We start from the raw sequence: 16676 nt of genomic DNA, 5'->3' as shown, positions 1-16676 counted from the left end.
TCCCGGTTCCAGCGACGGTCAATTGCCTGCCATAGCCTATACCTATAGCCTTTGGTCGTGGTTCAGCGCGGCAGTGCACCACCATGCGTGCGGGACCTCACGGGCTCCGCAAAATCCGCAGGTCTTTCACCCACTATCGGTTGCACTGCAGCAGCGATTGCCTGGTGCTCCGTCTCTTCCGGCGGCTCAACGATATTAGCAACCGCCGGCACATCGGCTTGATGCGATTCCGCCGGGGAATCCGCCCTTTCGATCGAGGCCTCGGCGAGCGACTGGGCCGCCTCCCGCACGCCCCCGACAATGCGATCGACCAGTGCGGCCAGCTCCTCCAAGGAGCAATCCAGCGGGCCAAAGCCCGGCATCGCCGTCGGATCGTTGAAGTCCCATGCATTCTCCGCAAGCCCGACAAAGTCGCGAATCGCGGGATCGGTCGCCCAAGCGCGACGAAGGGCCGCACGGCTCAACTCGCGAGGAATCCCCTTGCCGAGGAAGGCCGTGATGTCGGTGGCAGCATTGATCTCGTCGATCGACGGCAGACTCGACAGATCGAACTCCGTCTCGTCCTCTTTGGTCTCGGACGGCGCCGTCGGCTGCGCCGGAGCAGGCTTCGCCGGCTCCGCTCGCGATTGCTGCTTGCGGCGGGACCAACGTGCAAGGAACTCCTCCTCACTCATTCCTGTCCGCCTTCATGTTCGCGCCGTGCCAGCGCCTCCGGGTCGGCGCGGCGCCGTTCGCGCTTGACGAATTCCCGCTCGACATGGTGCTCGGCCACGAAGCTTTCAATCGCTTCGCGCAGCACCTCCGGCATCGGAACGGACTCGACGAGATTGTCGGCGGCTTCAGTAAAGCCTTCGCCCTCGGCGGGGTCGGCGGTCACCGCGGTGACGGCATAGGGCCAGGCGCCTTCCGAGGGCGATAGCACGGTCCAGATGCTCGGACGGCCGGAGGCGAGATTGTCGCGATAGCGCGCCGTCTCCGACGGATAGAGATCGATGGTCGCGCTTCCGGCATAGAACAGGGTCGTGCCGTCCTGCTCGCGAAGCACGGTCCAGGCTTGCGTCGACGGCTCGTCCGGCAGGACGGCAATTCCGCGCCAGATGAAATCGACCCAAGGCGAATCGGCCTTGCGCCGCTCGACCACGACGCCGACGGCAATCGAGAGGGACGGCACTGCCGCGGGGCTCATGTCGCCATCTCCAGGCGCTTCACCGGCAGCCCGGTCAGCAGGTTCTGTGGCTTCATCCGGAGCTTCTGGTCCGCCGTCATCGACAGGATCAGGTAGACCGGCTCATCCCCGACATCGTCGAGGGCACAGCTGGCATCCGCAAACGTCAGCCGGAACAGCGCGAGCACGCGATCGGCCTCGCGCTCGCCGAGCTCTTCGCCGTGCCACAAACGGTCGCCGAGCCTCGTGGCATCGGCATCGAGCCCGACATACCAGGTCAGCTTGGCCTCGCGCAGCGCCCGTAGCGGCTCGATCACGACGTCGATGCCGAGCAGATGGGAGACCCAGCGCGTCATCACCTGCGCCAGCGCTAGAGGTCCGCGGCCGTCCGCGGTTAGGTCGAGGGCGATGTCGAACTGGTCGCTCCGGTGCCAATACGCCTCGGCATTCTCCTCGCCCAACACCTCCACCACCGCATCGGTGGTGACGCCCAGCATCGACATCAGCGAGAGCACCGGGGTCGGGCTCCGGCCGCCGACGACCTCCTCGTCTCCGAGCAACAAAGCGTGCTCGTGGGGAAGGATGTGCTGGGTCCGGAAGAACAATTCGGCCGCACGCAGCACGAAGGGGTCGTCGCAGCCATCGAGCGCGTTGCGCAGGATGACGTGCACGAGCTGGTTGACGAACAGCGGCGGCAGATCGTTCGCCCCTGAGCGCACCCAGGCGAGATAGGCGGCTTCGAGCGTCGGATACCGCAGCAGCAGATCGCGAAACGCCAGCACGAACTGCCAATTCTCCCGGGCATCCGCATCGACGATCCCGGCGATCTCGCCGGCGCTGACCGTCTGGCGCGGGTGGGCGAGCAATTCGCGGTGCAGCCGGCGTTCGACCGGGCACGCCTCGTCCGGCGGCATCAACTCGGGACGGGCAAAATAGGCTTTGAGAAATTCGTCCGTGACACGCAGCCCGCCGCCCTCGTCGCGATCGAGCAGATGATGACCACAGGCGATCCAGAAATCGTTCATCTGACGGTCGGCTCCCGGCCCAGATCCGCAAGCCTGAGATCGCCGTCCGGCTGGACGTCATCCTCCATCTCCATGAACGAGAACGCCTTGCTATGGCCCTGCCCTTCCCGGAGCTGCAGCCGGCGGAACGACTCGCGGACCTCACCGTCGCTGGAAGTGCGGTGCACTGCAATAAGCGAGCTGATGGGATGGCTGCAGAGCGACTGGGCGAAAGCGACCTCCTCTTCGGCGGCCGCTTTCGCTGCCGCCAAATCCGGCGCGCCGAGGCGATCGACGAGTTGCCTCGCCAGGAGATCGACCAGACCGTGGTAATCGTCCGCGGTCGCCGGAACGATCTGCACGAGCGTCGACCAGCCCCAGGATTGCACCCCGAGGAAACCACCGCGAAACGCCGCGCGCGCCTTGCCCTCGAGCTTCGCGCCATCGCAATCCCAGAAGCGGAAAGCGCCGGAGACGGCCCATTCGCCCGGCTCCGCCGCCACGTCGAACACGAAGGTGTCGGACGGATCGAGCGCGATCGTGCGAAGGAGCTTCACAGGCGCGGTCCTCCGAGGGCCGGATCGAGCCAGGACGGCGCCGCGAGCGCCCGGACGAGATCGCTCCGTTCGATCCTTTCCGTCCCGATGCGGCGCGTCAGGAGGTCGCCGCAATCATCGATGCGCTGCACCTTCTGCCTTTCACGCGGCATTCGCGTGAGATAGTCGCGCGCGACACTGTCAAAGCCGTCGACCCGCCAGCCGTCCAGCGCCAGCATCAGATGCCGCGCGAAGCTCTCCGTGATTTGCGCCGCGCCCGCCTCGCCAAAGCCCTCTTGGTCGAGCGCCGAGGCCAGCGGATGGACGCCTGGATCGTCATCGTTCATGGCAACCGTCCGTATCATCGCGCCGAAGACCAGCCAGGGCGGCGGCGCGTCCTCGTCAGCTCCGGAAAGCCAACCCAACCGTCCGCCGCCGACCAGCCCCCCGTCGATCCTGACCGCATCCGGCCAGCCGATCGTGATCGGCTTGCTCGGCGGCGCATAGGCGCGAAGCGCATCCGTGAGCGCGACCATGCCTGCGTAGAACGCGCGCCGCGCGCTGCGCAACGGCTCGGCCGGCTCGAGCACCACCGCGAACTCGGCGAGGTCGAAGCGGCCGACATAGACGAGCGTTCCGGCACCGCTCTCCGGTGCGATGCGGCATGCATGGGCAAAAGCGTCGCCGCCCTCGCGCAATCGCACCAATGTGAACGGCGGCGGCAGGTGGATCGGTTCCGCCGCGGAAACATGGCTCACTGGGATCGACCGTCCTCCGCTTTCCTTTTCTTCCCGATGGATAATGTCTATACGAGGCAAAGGGCCGGCGCGAGTCCATCGTCGGCATCCGAATGGCGGAGGGTTTAACCTGGAGCAGCCGTCGAAGACCGTCCTGATCTGCTCGTGCGAAGACACGATGCGCCTTGACGTGGCTGCGATCCGGCGCGGATGCCCGAACAGCGAGCTCAAGAGCTTTCACCACCTCTGCGGGGCGGAGCTCGATCATTTCCGCAAGATGGCCGCGACAGAAGGCGAGTTGACGGTCGCCTGCACGCAGCAGGCAGCGCAGTTTTCGGACGAGGCCGGCGAGCGGCCTGAGGCGATCAGCTTCGTCAATATCCGCGAGACGGCCGGCTGGTCGCGCGACGGCGCACGCGCGGGGCCGAAAATGGCGGCCCTGCTCGCATCCGCCTCCATCCCCGCCCCGGACTATCCGCTCGTCACCTTGTCGAGCGAGGGCGTCATCCTGATCTACGGGCGTGATGAGGCCGCGATCGAGGCCGGCCGCCTGCTTGCCGATCACCTCGACGTCACGGTGATGCTGAAGCAGCTTGAAGACACGGTGCCGCCGGCGGCAACGGTGTTCCCGATCGTGCAGGGCACGATCCGCTCCGCCAAGGGACATTTCGGCGCGTTCGAGCTTGCAATCGACGATTATGCGCGTCCCCGCCCCTCCTCGCGCGATCGTTTCGTGCTCGACACGCCGCGAAGCGGCGTCACCTCGCGCTGCGATATCGTGCTCGATCTTTCCGGCGGCCCGCCGCTGTTTCCCGCCCACGACCTGCGCGACGGCTATCTCCGGGCCGACCCGAAAGATCCCGCCGCCGTGCTGCGCGCCGTGCTGACCGCACGCGATCTCGTCGGCAGCTTCGACAAGCCTAGATATGTCGAGGTTGCCCCCGCGCTCTGCGCCCATTCCCGCTCGAAGCGGACGGGCTGCCATCGCTGCCTCGATCTTTGCCCGACCGGGGCGATCACGCCCGTCGGCGATCATGTCGCCATCGATCCGAACATCTGCGCGGGCTGCGGCCAATGCGCGGCGGCCTGCCCGACCGGCGCGGTCTCCTACACGTTGCCGCCCGCCGATACGCAGCTCCAGAGACTTCGCGCCATGCTGCTCGCCTATCGCGAGGCCGGCGGCGCGGAAGCTGTGCTGCTCTTTCATGACAGCCCGCACGGTACGCCTCTGATCGAGGCCCTCGCGCGGCATGGCGACGGCCTGCCGGCGAACGTGCTTCCCTTTGCGGTCAACGAACTCACGCAGGTGGGGCTGGAGGCGATCGTCGGCGCCTTCGCCTATGGCGTCTCCGCCGTGCGCTTCCTGCTCCGTGGCAAGCCGCGCCACGACGTGACCGGATTGACGCAGACGATCGCGATGGCTGAGGCGATCCTCGGCGGCCTTGGATTTGCGGGCCGTCGCCTCGCCACCATCGAAACCGACGATCCGGACGCGCTCGGCCAGCACTTGACTGATATCGGCGCGCTCGCCGCGATCGCGACGCCCGCGACCTTCAAGACCGTCGGCAAGCGGCGCGATCTGTTGCGATTCGCGCTCAGCGAGTTGCATCGGCTGGCGCCGCAGCCGGTCGACGTGATCGCGCTGCCGCAAGGTGCGCCTGTCGGCGCAATCAATGTCGACACCGACGGCTGCACGCTGTGCCTCTCCTGCGTCTCGGCCTGCCCGACCGGCGCACTGCGCGACGACCCCGAGCGGCCGGTGCTGAAATTCATCGAGGACGCCTGCGTGCAGTGCGGCCTGTGCCAGAGCACCTGTCCCGAAAAGGTCATCAGGCTCAAGCCGCAAATCGATTTCCGCGCGGCGCGCGCGCCCGCCGCCGTCATCAAGGAAGAGGAGCCTGCCCTCTGCATCCGCTGCGGCACGCCCTTCGGCGTCAAGAGCACGATCGACCGCATCGCGGCCAAGCTCGAAGGCCGGCACTGGATGTACCCGGCCGGCGACAAGCGGATCGAGGCGCTCAGGATGTGCGCAGACTGCCGCGTCATGGTCATGAGCGAACAGCAATTCGATCCGTTCAAGGGCGTTCCGGAACGAACGCCGCCGCGAACGACGGATGATTATCTCCGCGAACGCAACGACAAGGACTAGACGAAGCGGACATCGTCGCAAGGCCGGACAATCATCGCGACGTCGCGCGGGCCAGAAACTCGGTGAGCGCGCGTCGGTCCTCGGCCGAGCCGATGCGCTGCTCCGGCATCTTCGTGCCGGGGGTGTAGGCATTCGGCCCGATTTCGAACAATCGTGCGACGGTTTCCGGCGTCCAGACGATGTCCATCGTCTTCAGCGCATCGGAGAAGCGATATCCCGGCAGCGAAGCGATCTTGCGGCCGTAGAGTCCCGCCAGCGTGGGACCGGCACGCTGAACCTCCTTGTCCGAGAGCGTGTGGCAGGCAACACACGCCCGAAACACGTCGGCGCCATGATCGCCGGCGTAGGCAGCAAGCGGGTCGGCCGGTGTGCCGATCAGGCTTGAACCGATGGGATCGCCGGTGCGGGCATTCCAGCGCCTGATCCTGCCGTCAGCACCACCCGTCATCAGTGTCTCGCGATCGGCAAGGAAGGCGACCGCCCACACCGGCAGCCCGGGCCCAACCAGCGTGCGCAGCAGGTTGCGCGACTTGCGATCGATGATCGCCACGGTGCCGCCGATCCCGGCCGCGGCGATCAGGGCGCCGTCCGCCGACATGGCCAAGGCCACCACCGGTGTCGGACTGGCCGCGAGCTCGCCGCTGACCTTGCCGTCCGTTGTCAGCATGCGCAGCCTGCCGTCGACCGCGCCTGTGACGATTTCGCCATCCGGCGCGACAGCCACCGCGTTCAGCGGCGCCGGCAACGTCACGATGTCAGGCTGGCCATCCGGCAGACGCCAGATGCGCAGCGCGAGATCGTAGCCGACGCTGACGAGCCTGCCGTCCGGCAGGAAAGCGACGCCGTTGACGTTCTGCGTATGCCCTTCGAGCACGCGGGACGTGCCCTCCGACAGCGACCAGAGCCGCACCGTTCGGTCCCATGATGCCGATGCGAGAAGCGTCCCATCGGGCGACACCGCAAGTGCCGCGATGGGTGCGACATGTCCCTCCAGCACCCGGTCCGGCTCCGGCCGGCTCGCCGTCCACACCGCAACGCGTGCATCGGCACCGGCCGTGATCATGCGGCCGTCCTTCAGAAAGACGACGGCATTGACGCCATCAGCATGATACCGCAGCACTTGCTCGGCGGTCTCCGTCTTGAGCGACCAGCGGATGACCCTCGTGTCAAAGCTGCCGGAGAGAAGGCTGTCCCCATCGGGCGAAATGGCAAGAGCCCGTATCGGGCCGCCGTGTCCGACCATGTCGGCCTGCACGGACGATGCGGCAAAGATGGCCCACAGCGCTGCGGCCACCTTCGTCCATAAAGGTGATCTGTTCATTCCTGGCCGCCCTGCTGACATTCAGGCTCTCGAGATTGCCAGAACAGGCAACGGAAATATATCCAGGACCGGTCTACTTGGGCGGTGCCGTCGTGGTCTTGGAGGATCCCTCGGGAGCGGCCTGCATTCCTGGCGGACTCTGGCCCTGGGGACTTTCGGCCGGCGCACCACCCGAGCCCGTATTGATCGGGCCCGTCCAACCTTGCGGCTGTGCTCGGCCCTTCTCTTCAGGAGGGGTTTGCGTCGGCGAGGAGTTGGTTTGCGCGGGCTGGGCCAAGGCGCTCCCAACAAAGCAAAGTGCTGCGAAGCACAAAATCGTTCTCTGGAGCTTCACGCAAGGTCTCCGATGCGCTCACTAATCTGCAAGAAACTTGCACAGGCTCTTTCCGTTCCGAACCGTGCAGCGCAACAGCCCAACCGCGACATCCTCCGCCTTGAACGCCAATGACCCGGACACTAGATTCTGACTGCTCACGTCAAGGAAGACGGCATGCAGGGGCGAACGGGGCCAATCCTCCGGATGATTGCACGGCTGCGCGTTCTTCGTGCCAGTGATGGCCTGCAGGATCCCGCCGCGCGAGAAGCCTCGCCTGTCCTCATCCTCGTCGCCGCCGTGCTCGCGCTGCTGCTCGCAATCCTTGAAATCGATTCCAACAGCGCCGAGCTTCGGTCCCTTGGCCTGATGGGCGATGCGTTTTCCGCCGATCCCGTGTTCAAGAGCCCATAGGAGGCGGATGCTTCGACGCCGTCGACGAGCTTGCTCGCCGCAAGCCCTGTCGTATAGATGGCGTGGTCAAATCGAGGGAGGCTGAGGATGAAGGCTTTTTTGCTAGGCTGCGTCGCGGCCGTGGTGATCGCGCTTGCCGGGATGGTGATCCTCGATCGCGTGCAGGAGCCCGCCGCGCACGCGTTTGCGACCACCGGGGTTCGCCTCTGAGAGGCCCTCACTGGCGCTCGCGCTCCACGCGCCATTTCCGCCTCAGGCGTTTAAGAATTTGGTAACCATCCGAGCATGGTTGAACGCATTGGCGCAAATCGCGCGGCGGCGGTGTCCGACCTGTAACGGCCTTGGTATAAGCGCAGCTACGGCTCGAGCGACGCTCGCGAATGACCCGGTTTTCTTGATTGCTCATGAACAAGCTCAGCAACACGTTCGACATCGCCATCGAGCCGTCGTTCGACTTTCTGTCTCCGGAATATGCAGAGCTGTTCGATCGTTCGGCAGCCACTGCGTTCCAGCATCCGATCTGGTTGCATAGCCTCTACACCAGGCTCGCGCCCGAAGCGGGTGCAACAGCTCTGGTCGTCGTCGTGCGCTACCGCGACACTCGCACTCTTGCAATGGTGCTGCCCCTGCTTCGGATCCGGCGCGGTCCGATACGAACGGTCGAATTCGCCGACCTGCGCGTTTCCGACTATCTGGCGCCGGTTTGCAGCCCGGACGTGTTCTCACGATTGCTCGATGATGCGGCTGCATGCGCGCAGATTCGCCGCCTTGTCCGCCCCTTCGATCTACTCCGAATGGCCAAGCTGCCCGACGGACGGCTTCCGATTGAAGACCTCCTGGCCACGTCCCGCCGCGTCTCGATGAACACCAATGCCTACGCCACGGTTCTGGTCGCGCCCTACGAGCAATGGCGGGCCAGTGCGATGGATCGCTCCTACCAGAAGGAGCTCGCCAAGAAGTATCGTCAGCTGCAGAAGAAAGGCGCGCTGAGCTTCTCATGCTGCGGCGACAGCGCCGCCGTGCGCGAGGCGATGGACGTGATGAGAAAGTTTCGCGGCCCGCGCTTTCACGCTCAGGGCGACGGAGACCTGCTGCAGCGCCCCGAATATTACGGCTTCTATTCCGACGTCGCCGTTCGAGGCCTCAGCTCCTTCGTCCGCCTCTATGCCATGAAAATGGACGGCGAAGTGATCGCCGCCGTGCTCGGATTGTGCCACCGCGGCAGCTTCCTCATCATCATGAGCGCCTTCGACATCGCCGGCTACAAGAGCCAGTCCATCGGCGCGCTGATGTTCGAACAGGTGGCGCGGGATTGTATCGCGCGCGGAGATCAGATGCTCGACTTCACCATCGGCGACGAGCCATACAAGAAATCGTTCGGCGCACAGCCTTCGCCGGTGTGGGAGGTCACGCAGGCCGGCAGCGCCGTAGGCGCCATCGCGCTCTTCGGGCTGAAGCAGGCGCCCTGGCTCAAGCTGGCGGCCAAGCGGCTCTCGGATCTGAAGGTTCAGCCCGCCCACACCGCGACGCCCACGCGCTGACCGGCGGGGGCCGCAGAGTTCAAGCGCGCAACGCGCCGCGGACACGCCCAAGCCAGCCCGGATGCATTTGATCGACGCGGTGTGCAAGACTGCGCCGCAGGAAGTGCAACCGTCGCCGCACGTCCCAGCCGATATCGTTGCGCGAGGTCAGCGCTTGGCGAAAACGTGCCATCTTCAGCGACTGCTGATCCGCCGCGATCTTGTCGCGATCGGCATAGAACTGCGAGATCTTGTCCAGGCCCATGCCTGCCGTCATGAGCCATTGCGGCACATATTCGGTGCAGAGGCGATCGACGTCCACCAGAAGACGGGCGACACCCGTTCCGGCGGCGGGACAATTGGTCTGGAACGCATCGCCGATGAGCACGATTCCGGGCTGCAGATGCCCCTCGACGATGGTCAGATCCATCACCCAGTTCTGGACCCGGTCGGTCACACGGAAATCGCCGAGATAGCTCCGCAATCCCGGCAGCAGGCGCAAGACTGTCGCCTCCGGCTCGCGGCGCAACTCGCGCATGATCGGATCGGTCGGATCGCGGAACATGAAGAGATTGGCACGCATTCCGGCGCGGACCGGAAACAGGCTGAGATAGTCGATGCCATCCGCCGTGCGTTCGCCGTAACAGGTCAGCGCTTCGAAATCGAACGCGGTGCCATCCTTGCGAGCGATCGTGAAGCCGAACGATACCGAATGGCGCTCGGCCAGCACCCGCCGCCTGATGCCGAGCTTGTAGCCCAGGCCCCCCGCCATGCCCGTGGCCAGAACGACGAGGCGGGCAGTCACACGCCGTCCGGAGGCCAGCTCGAGATGTTGGACGTCGTCGCAGTTGCCGATCGCTATGACCTCGTCGACGATCAGGCTGGTGGGATCGCCAATCTGGCGACGCGCCATGGCGACGAGATCGGCATAGGGAAATCCGTAAGCCCGGCCGACGCTGACGTCGACCACCTTGCCCTCACGGATGTTGAGCACTCGATCATATCGGCACGCGACATCTTCGAGTGCGTCGAGGAAGCCGAGTTTGCGGACCAATTCCAGCTGATGGCCGCCTATCTTTTCGACCCGGAACTCGTCCGGATGGACCGCCCGTTTGTCGACGAGAGCGACGCGATGTCCTGCCCGTGCCAGCATGGCCGCCGCAAGCGACCCCGCAAGGCCGCCGCCGACAATGGCGACATCCGAGTCGATGGTTGCGCTCTTGCCTCCATCAGCTGGCTCGGTCACGGTTCTCGTCATGGCTACCGGCTCCCACGGTTAACGAGGTCTGCAGTGCAAATCCCTCGCCTGATGTCGCATCGTAGGGCCGGGTGCGAACATTTCCTGAGATTGAGGTTAATGACCGCACGCCCGAGTTTGCCGCCTCGGAGCGGCACGCGTCTTGCTGCCCGAAATCCATTCTGCGCGCGAGCACCAGATCTCGCCTTCTCGGTCGTCGATGCGGCGCTATGTCGTCAGTCGCGCGAGTTGGAAATTGCAGAGCTTGGACAATGGAGACAGCGATGTTCCAGAACGACGCAGCCGGCATCGCCGCGACCGCCGAAATCCCCCACTCGTCCATTAACACTCGAGATTTCTCGACATGCTAGATTGTCGCCGGTATCGGAACATGTCTCGTCAGGGGAGCGCAGCCCCCTTAACCCTTCCATGATCGCATCCATTCTCCAGTTCATGCGGCGCGACGTCACGCGCGGTGTTGCCGGGACCATCCTGCTCAAGGTCGGCAGCGGCGTGCTCGCGTTCGCGTTGTTCTCGCTGGCGGCGCGGACGATGTCGCCTGACGGCTTCGGCATCTTTGCGACCTGGCTGTCGGTCGCGCAGATCGCGGCCGTCCTGGGGCTGGTCGGCCAGGAATCCCTGCTGGTGCGATTCCTGAACGAATATCAGGTCGGCGAAAGGCCGGACCTCACCAAAGGCGTGCTCCAATCGAGCTTGAAGATCGCGTCAAGCGCAATGCTGATCGTGATCGGCGGGATCGGCATCGCCGCGAGCATGAGAGGCGACTGGTGGGTGCTGATCCTTGCGGTGTCGGCCTACACGGCCGTCAATGCCGGATTGATGCTCGGCAGCCAGATCGCGCGCTCGCTGGTCAGCATTCTCATGGGCGAAGGAAACCGCGAGTTCCTTTGGCGGGCCATCGTCGTCCTGTTCCTGCTTGTGATGCTGCTCGCCCATCGCCAACTCGATCCGGCCGAGCTCTTCGCGGCGATGACGATTGCCATGTCGGTTGGCCTTGTTGCGCAGATCGTATCGATCACGCGCGTGCTGCCGGATCTGCGCAGTACGCCGGCGCGCTCGGAGACGTCACGCTGGCGGTCGAGTGCCCTGCACTTCTGGCTCGCATCGATCCTCGAAGTCGCCAACCAGTATTTCGACGTCGTTCTGGTCTACTGGATGCTGGATCCGACGACCGCAGGAATCTACTTTGCCGCCTCGCGCCTCGCCAACATTCTCGCCATGGTGTCCGCGGCGCTTTACACGTTCGGGGCGCGCCGGCTCCCGTCGCTGTATTTCAGCAAGAACCACGGTGAGTTCGAGCGGACCTCGCGCTTGATGGCGGAAGTGACTGCGCTCTGCGTCGCCGCCGGTCTCGCCACGATCTGGATCGGCGGCCCCTATCTCCTCAACCTGTTCGGACCTCATTTCGCCGAGCAGCATTCGGTCCTGATCGTGCTCGCCATCGGAACCGCCATCCAGGCGGCGGGCGGCCCGTCTGCTGCGATCCTGCAGCTGACCGGCCATGAACGAATCTATGTGCCGGTTGTCGCCGCCAACGTCGCGCTGCGGCTCGTCGGATTTCTTGTCCTGATCCCCTTCCTCGGCGTGCTGGGCGCGGCGATTTCCGCGACGGTGTCGCTCGCGCTCGCGACCATTGCCCTCAACGTCCTCTGTCGCCGGCGAAGCGGGTTGGATCCTTCCGTACTCGTGCTCTTGCGCTTCCCCGCATTGAGGCGTGGCAGCTACGCCGTTCACAGCGCGGAATCACGTGACTAGGCGTCGTCACGCGCCGCTCAGATCATCGGCAATTGCGGCTCTGGCCGCGCGCAGGACCGCTTGGTTAACGCGGCCGTTGTGCGCCAGCCGGGAACCAGCGGAAATGCTGCGTGAACGACGTGTTCGCCATAGCCTCGCATTAACTCCGTTTGTTGCAAGTCGGTGTCCGCGAGACGCCCGCATGATAGGTACGGAAGTTAAGAAGGTGAAGATTTCCTTTCTTTAGCGGGTCGGGATCCGTGCTCCATTATCAGCCGAACAAGGACTTGGGCGAGACGAGCGCGACGGCACCGGCGCGGACGAATGCCGCCGGGCCGAAGCGGCACGTGCTTCTTGCGCAAACCCAGGCCGAGAACGCCGGTGCACAGGAGATCTCACGGCTGCTTGGCGCCGGGCTGACCGCGCGCGGTTACCGCGTCACCAACCTGTTCTTCTTCCGCAAATCCGACTCCTTCGATGAGCCGCCCGATACGCTCTACTGCGCGCCGAGCCGGCCGGGCAGTCCGCTGGCGCTGCTGGGGATGCTGTGGACGCTCGGCCGCCACATCATCACCACCAGGCCCGACGCCGTCCTGACCTTCCAGCATTTCGGCAACGTCATCGGCGCCGGCGTCACGCGCCTCGTCAGCCGTGCACCCGTCGTCGCAAATCAGGTTTCATCCGCGCTGTCGATGAGCTGGCCGGTCCGCACCGCCGACATCGCCATGGGCAGCCTCGGTTTCTTCGACTGCATCACGCTCAACTCGCGGGACATGGAGCGCGAATATTCGCGCTACCCCGCGGCCTACCGCTCGCGTATGGTGCATGTGCCGCACGGCTTCGATGACAAGGCCCTCACCCTGTCGAAGGAGGCTGCACGACGACAATTCAATCTGCCGGCGGACCGCGCCCTGCTCGGCTGCGCGGCTCGGCTGCATCCGCACAAGCGACTCGATCTGGCGATACGTCTGCTGCCGGATCAACCGTCCTGGCATCTTGCGCTTGCCGGCCAGGGAGCCGACGAGGCCCGGCTGAGGCAGCTGGCGCACGATCTGAACGTCTCGGACCGCCTGCATCTGCTGGGGGAGATTCCTCCCGGCCGGATGGCGGACTTCCTCGCCTGTCTCGACGTGTTCGTCTTTCCGACCCAGGCCGAGACCTTCGGTCTGGCCGCGGTCGAGGCCGCCAACGCCGGTATTCCCTCCGTCGTGACCGATCTTCCCGTCCTGCGCGAAGTGTTGTCCTACGAAGGCAGGCCGACTGCACTCTTCGTCGATGCATCCGATCATGCGAAGCTCTCAGCGGCGGTCTCAAGGCTGCTGACCGACGAGCAATTACGTGACGAACTGCGACAAAACGCCAAAGGCTTGCGGCTGCGCTATTCGGTAGATGCGATGGTTGAGGAATACGTCCGAATTCTCGACCGGGTCGTTTGACCTGATACGTCGGAACAGATTGGCTCGACATGATCATCGAGTTTCGCTGTGAACGTGACTACGCGCGGCGCTGGATGGACCGCAGGACGCTGTCGGTCGACGGCCGCGACGTGCCGGTGCAGGTTGCATGGACGGCAACGGCCGAGCCGCGGCCGGCGGGTCTCGATGCCCTGTTCGAGCTCGAACGCATGGTGTTGCACAAGGGCAAGCAGAGCGGCGCCGACAGGCTGACGATCGGCTCCGAACCAGCACGGGCCAGCGTCGGCACGGCCGACGTGATCGTCGATTTTACGAGTGCCCCGCGCGATCCGGCGAGCCCTGCCCGGCTGTATCTCCGGCCGCTGTTCAATGGCGTCGCAGGCGAAAATGCCGCGCTCGCCGCCATCCTCGCCGGCGACCTGCCTGTGATCGAGATCGTCAATGAGATCGATGGTTCGGTCCTCGACCGCGGCCGTCCGTCCGGTGAGGTTGCCGCGGGCCTCAGCGGCGCGCTCGAAACGGTCATGGCGCGGACCCTGACCATGCTGGCGGCGATCCTGTCGGGAAGGCCGCGCATCGTGCCGCAACTGCCGCGCCCCGCTGCAAGTGTCCCGCGCCGCGGACCCGTCGGCTACGTTGCGCGCGGCCTTGCCGTATCGATCGCCAAGGAGATCTATCGCCTCTGCTGCTATGCTCCGCATTGGCATATCGGATGGCGCTTCAACGACGGCGCGGGCGTCTGGCAGACCGGAGACCTGTCAGGTCCAGGCTGGAACGTTCTGAGAGATCCTGGAAACCACTTCTACGCCGATCCCTTTCCCGTCACGTGGCAGGGACGGACATTCGTCTTCTTCGAGGATCTCGATCACCGCATTGGAAAAGGCATCATTTCGGCAATCGAGTTCGGCGACGCGGGGCCGGTCGGCGCAGTGATGCCGGTGCTGGAGGAGCCCTGTCATCTCTCCTATCCGTTCGTGATCGCGGACGAAGGTGAGCTCTGGATGATCCCCGAGAGCTCGACCCGCGGGGACGTCGCCCTCTACAAGTGCGTTCGGTTTCCGGACAGATGGGAGCGATACGCGACGCTCCTGTCCGGCCTCGAGCTGTCCGACGTCACGATCACGCGCCACAACGGCCTGTATTATCTGTTTGGCGCCTGGCGCGACGGAGCGGGTGGTTATTCGGATTCGCTGGCGATCTATTACGCCGATCGCCTCTTGGGCCCCTGGTTGCCCCACGCCAGCAATCCCGTCTTGATCGACCGCGCCAGCGCGCGGCCGGCAGGAAACTTCGTCACGCTCAATGACAAGCTGTGGCGACCGGTCCAGGATTGCTCCGACGGATACGGCGCAGCGCTTGCCCTGGCGGAAGTGGTCGAACTGTCGCCGACGGCATTCAAGCAGAGCGCGCGGCCGAGCACCCGTGCGATCGTGGCGGCCTGCGATGCGTTGCCGCGCCAGGCTACGATCTGGTCGGGACGGATCAGGGCGAGATCCGCTTCGTAGAGATCGCGCAACGATCCGGGCAGCGTGACGAGCTTCACATCGGCCCCGATCGCGCGGATGGTCTCGGCGAAGGACGCCGACATGACGTCCCCGAACTGAAGCAACGTCCATTCGAATCCGAACAGGTCGTACAGGGACATGCCGTTCTCCAGCCACGCATGCGGCGCGCGTCCGCCGGGACAGGCGGTGGGAACATAGACGTTGGCAGCATCCGGCGGCGGCTCACTGCCGTCGGAGACGATGATCGGCGAGCCGTCGTAGCGCCCGCCGAAGGTGACGCCGGGGATGTTGAACTCCGCACGGGCGTGCCGATCGAGATAGGCACCCGCGATCCGCCGCGCGTCCTGGCCGGCCTCCGTCGCATCCTCGATCTCCGGGGCCGGCGCGAACAGGCCGAGCGAATCGGCGAAGCGCCGCGCATAATCGGTGTTGCGGAGCGCCACCGGACGCCGCTCGACCTCGTAGCTGTCGAGCAGTGACTTCGGGCTCACGCCCTTGATGACACTTGCGAGCTTCCAGCCGAGATTGACCGCATCCTCGATCGCGGTGTTGTAGCCGAGCCCGCCGGTCGGCGTGAACAGATGCGCCGCGTCGCCGCCGAGGAAGATCCTGCCCCGCTGCATCCCGTTCGCGACCAGCGCGTGACCGGCGGTCCAGGTCAGGAAGGACAGGACGTCGCAATCGATCGGCGCACCGCACGCGCGCTGGAACGCGGCTTTAGCCTCGGTGATCGTGATCGCGCTTTCATCCTCGCCCGGGCGCAACTGCGTGTGGAACGCAAATTCATCACGGCCGTTCACCGAGGCCATGAAGGCGCGGCGATCGCCGTTGAAGCAATTGTACATCCACGCCTTGGCGTGGGGGACGCGCGCGTAGAAATCGGGCGAGCGGAGATACACCGCCAGCATGCGGCCGCCCATGAAATCGCGCTGCGTCCCAGTCTCGCCGCCGTAAACAATCCCGAGCGATTGCCGGACCGTCGAGCGCGGCCCATCCGCCCCGACCAGGAAGTCGGCGCGGACCCAGAAGCGGCTGCCATCGTCGAGACGTTCGATTTCGCCGACGATACCGTCATTGCTTTCGATGTAGCCGATCAGCCGGTGACCGTAGTTGAGCTCGATTCCCGGGAGCCGTTCGGCGTGGCAGCGCAGCACTGCCTCGACATATTTCTGCGAGACCCGATGCGGCAGCTCCGCCGCGCTCCAGGAGCCCGACATGCCCTTAATCAGCTCGCCGGCGCGCGACGATGACGGCAGCGCGAACCGCGCCAGCTCGTATCCGGCATAGCGCGTGAAATATGCAACATCGGTCGGGAAGTCCGGTGGCAGCCCTTCGCGCCTGATCTCGTCGGCGAAACCCAGCCGTCGATAATGCTCCATCGAGCGCGCCTGCGTCGCATTGGCTTGCGGATTGAATGCAGTGCCCGGCTTTTCATCGACCAGGATCGCGGACACGCCGCGGCGGCCGAGCTCGTTGGCCAGCATCAGCCCGCACGGGCCCCCGCCCACGATGAGCACCGCGGCCGTAAGACGAGGTTCCAAGACGCTTCTCCCTACCGGCATCATCTTGCATGGTAAGGTTGCCTGACTATTTCGTCAAGTTGCC

At 65.2% G+C, this 16676-nt stretch carries 14 protein-coding genes and 1 pseudogene; 7 read left to right on the top strand and 8 right to left on the bottom strand.

Annotated features, from left to right (window positions below; genetic code table 11):
- Positions 1–62: 62 nt before the first annotated feature.
- Genes HZZ13_RS18675 through HZZ13_RS18655 form a run of 5 tightly spaced genes read right to left on the bottom strand, consistent with a single transcriptional unit; the run spans position 63 to position 3463 of the window.
- The gene (locus tag HZZ13_RS18675) at positions 63–674 is read right to left on the bottom strand and encodes a DUF3306 domain-containing protein (protein WP_197960994.1); all 612 of its coding nucleotides are present in this window, start codon (positions 672–674) and stop codon (positions 63–65) included.
- The gene (locus HZZ13_RS18670) at positions 671–1186 is read right to left on the bottom strand and encodes a DUF3305 domain-containing protein (protein WP_197960993.1); all 516 of its coding nucleotides are present in this window, start codon (positions 1184–1186) and stop codon (positions 671–673) included. Before HZZ13_RS18670 ends, HZZ13_RS18675 begins: the two co-directional genes overlap by 4 nt.
- The gene (locus HZZ13_RS18665; protein ID WP_197960992.1) at positions 1183–2190 is read right to left on the bottom strand and encodes a DUF6352 family protein; all 1008 of its coding nucleotides are present in this window, start codon (positions 2188–2190) and stop codon (positions 1183–1185) included. Before HZZ13_RS18665 ends, HZZ13_RS18670 begins: the two co-directional genes overlap by 4 nt.
- Positions 2187–2726: a DUF6505 family protein gene (locus HZZ13_RS18660; protein WP_197960991.1), complete on the bottom strand. Its 540-nt coding sequence runs from the start codon at positions 2724–2726 to the stop codon at positions 2187–2189. Before HZZ13_RS18660 ends, HZZ13_RS18665 begins: the two co-directional genes overlap by 4 nt.
- Complete coding sequence (locus HZZ13_RS18655) at positions 2723–3463, bottom strand: biotin/lipoate--protein ligase family protein (protein ID WP_311972656.1); 741 nt, start codon at positions 3461–3463, stop codon at positions 2723–2725. Before HZZ13_RS18655 ends, HZZ13_RS18660 begins: the two co-directional genes overlap by 4 nt.
- Positions 3464–3620: 157 nt before the next feature.
- Between HZZ13_RS18655 and HZZ13_RS18650 the strand changes: the two genes are divergently transcribed.
- On the top strand, positions 3621–5591 hold the full coding sequence (locus tag HZZ13_RS18650) for a 4Fe-4S binding protein (protein ID WP_197960990.1): 1971 nt from the start codon (positions 3621–3623) through the stop codon (positions 5589–5591).
- 31 nt (positions 5592–5622) lie between these two features.
- Here the strand turns inward: HZZ13_RS18650 and HZZ13_RS18645 are convergent, their stop codons facing one another.
- Complete coding sequence (locus HZZ13_RS18645; protein WP_246504464.1) at positions 5623–6912, bottom strand: c-type cytochrome; 1290 nt, start codon at positions 6910–6912, stop codon at positions 5623–5625.
- 490 nt (positions 6913–7402) lie between these two features.
- Here HZZ13_RS18645 and HZZ13_RS18640 point away from each other — a divergent pair, with 490 nt between their 5' ends.
- From HZZ13_RS18640 to HZZ13_RS18635, 3 genes are all read left to right on the top strand, one after another.
- Positions 7403–7639, top strand: coding sequence for a hypothetical protein (locus tag HZZ13_RS18640; RefSeq protein ID WP_246504463.1), 237 nt, complete (start codon positions 7403–7405; stop codon positions 7637–7639).
- Positions 7640–7726: 87 nt separating this feature from the next.
- A complete protein-coding gene (locus HZZ13_RS37215) occupies positions 7727–7849 on the top strand; it encodes a hypothetical protein (protein ID WP_283817178.1) in 123 nt (40 codons plus the stop codon).
- A 194-nt stretch (positions 7850–8043) separates the two neighbouring features.
- Complete coding sequence (locus tag HZZ13_RS18635) at positions 8044–9180, top strand: GNAT family N-acetyltransferase (RefSeq protein ID WP_197960989.1); 1137 nt, start codon at positions 8044–8046, stop codon at positions 9178–9180.
- Between the two features lie 19 nt (positions 9181–9199).
- On the opposite strand, the gene HZZ13_RS18630 is transcribed toward HZZ13_RS18635, so the two are convergent.
- Complete coding sequence (locus HZZ13_RS18630) at positions 9200–10417, bottom strand: FAD-dependent oxidoreductase (RefSeq protein WP_197960988.1); 1218 nt, start codon at positions 10415–10417, stop codon at positions 9200–9202.
- Between the two features lie 408 nt (positions 10418–10825).
- Between HZZ13_RS18630 and HZZ13_RS18625 the strand changes: the two genes are divergently transcribed.
- The 3 genes from HZZ13_RS18625 (at position 10826) to HZZ13_RS37790 (ending at position 15071) form a co-directional block, all read left to right on the top strand.
- Positions 10826–12172, top strand: a complete 1347-nt coding sequence (locus tag HZZ13_RS18625) for a lipopolysaccharide biosynthesis protein (RefSeq protein WP_197960987.1) — start codon at positions 10826–10828, stop codon at positions 12170–12172.
- Positions 12173–12411: 239 nt separating this feature from the next.
- Complete coding sequence (locus tag HZZ13_RS18620; RefSeq protein WP_197960986.1) at positions 12412–13587, top strand: glycosyltransferase family 4 protein; 1176 nt, start codon at positions 12412–12414, stop codon at positions 13585–13587.
- A 29-nt stretch (positions 13588–13616) separates the two neighbouring features.
- A complete protein-coding gene (locus HZZ13_RS37790; protein ID WP_246504462.1) occupies positions 13617–15071 on the top strand; it encodes a glucosamine inositolphosphorylceramide transferase family protein in 1455 nt (484 codons plus the stop codon).
- Here HZZ13_RS37790 and HZZ13_RS18615 read toward each other — a convergent pair.
- A pseudogene (locus HZZ13_RS18615) lies at positions 14969–16633 on the bottom strand (FAD-dependent oxidoreductase); the annotation flags it as partial. The gene HZZ13_RS37790 and the pseudogene HZZ13_RS18615 overlap by 103 nt on opposite strands.
- Between the last annotated feature and the right edge of the window lie 43 nt (positions 16634–16676).

It is taken from the genome of Bradyrhizobium agreste, from assembly GCF_016031625.1.
In the GTDB taxonomy this organism is placed as follows: Bacteria; Pseudomonadota; Alphaproteobacteria; order Rhizobiales; family Xanthobacteraceae; genus Bradyrhizobium; species Bradyrhizobium agreste.
The sequence above is the reverse complement of the archived record's forward strand: the minus strand, read 5'-3'. Positions and strand labels throughout refer to the sequence as shown.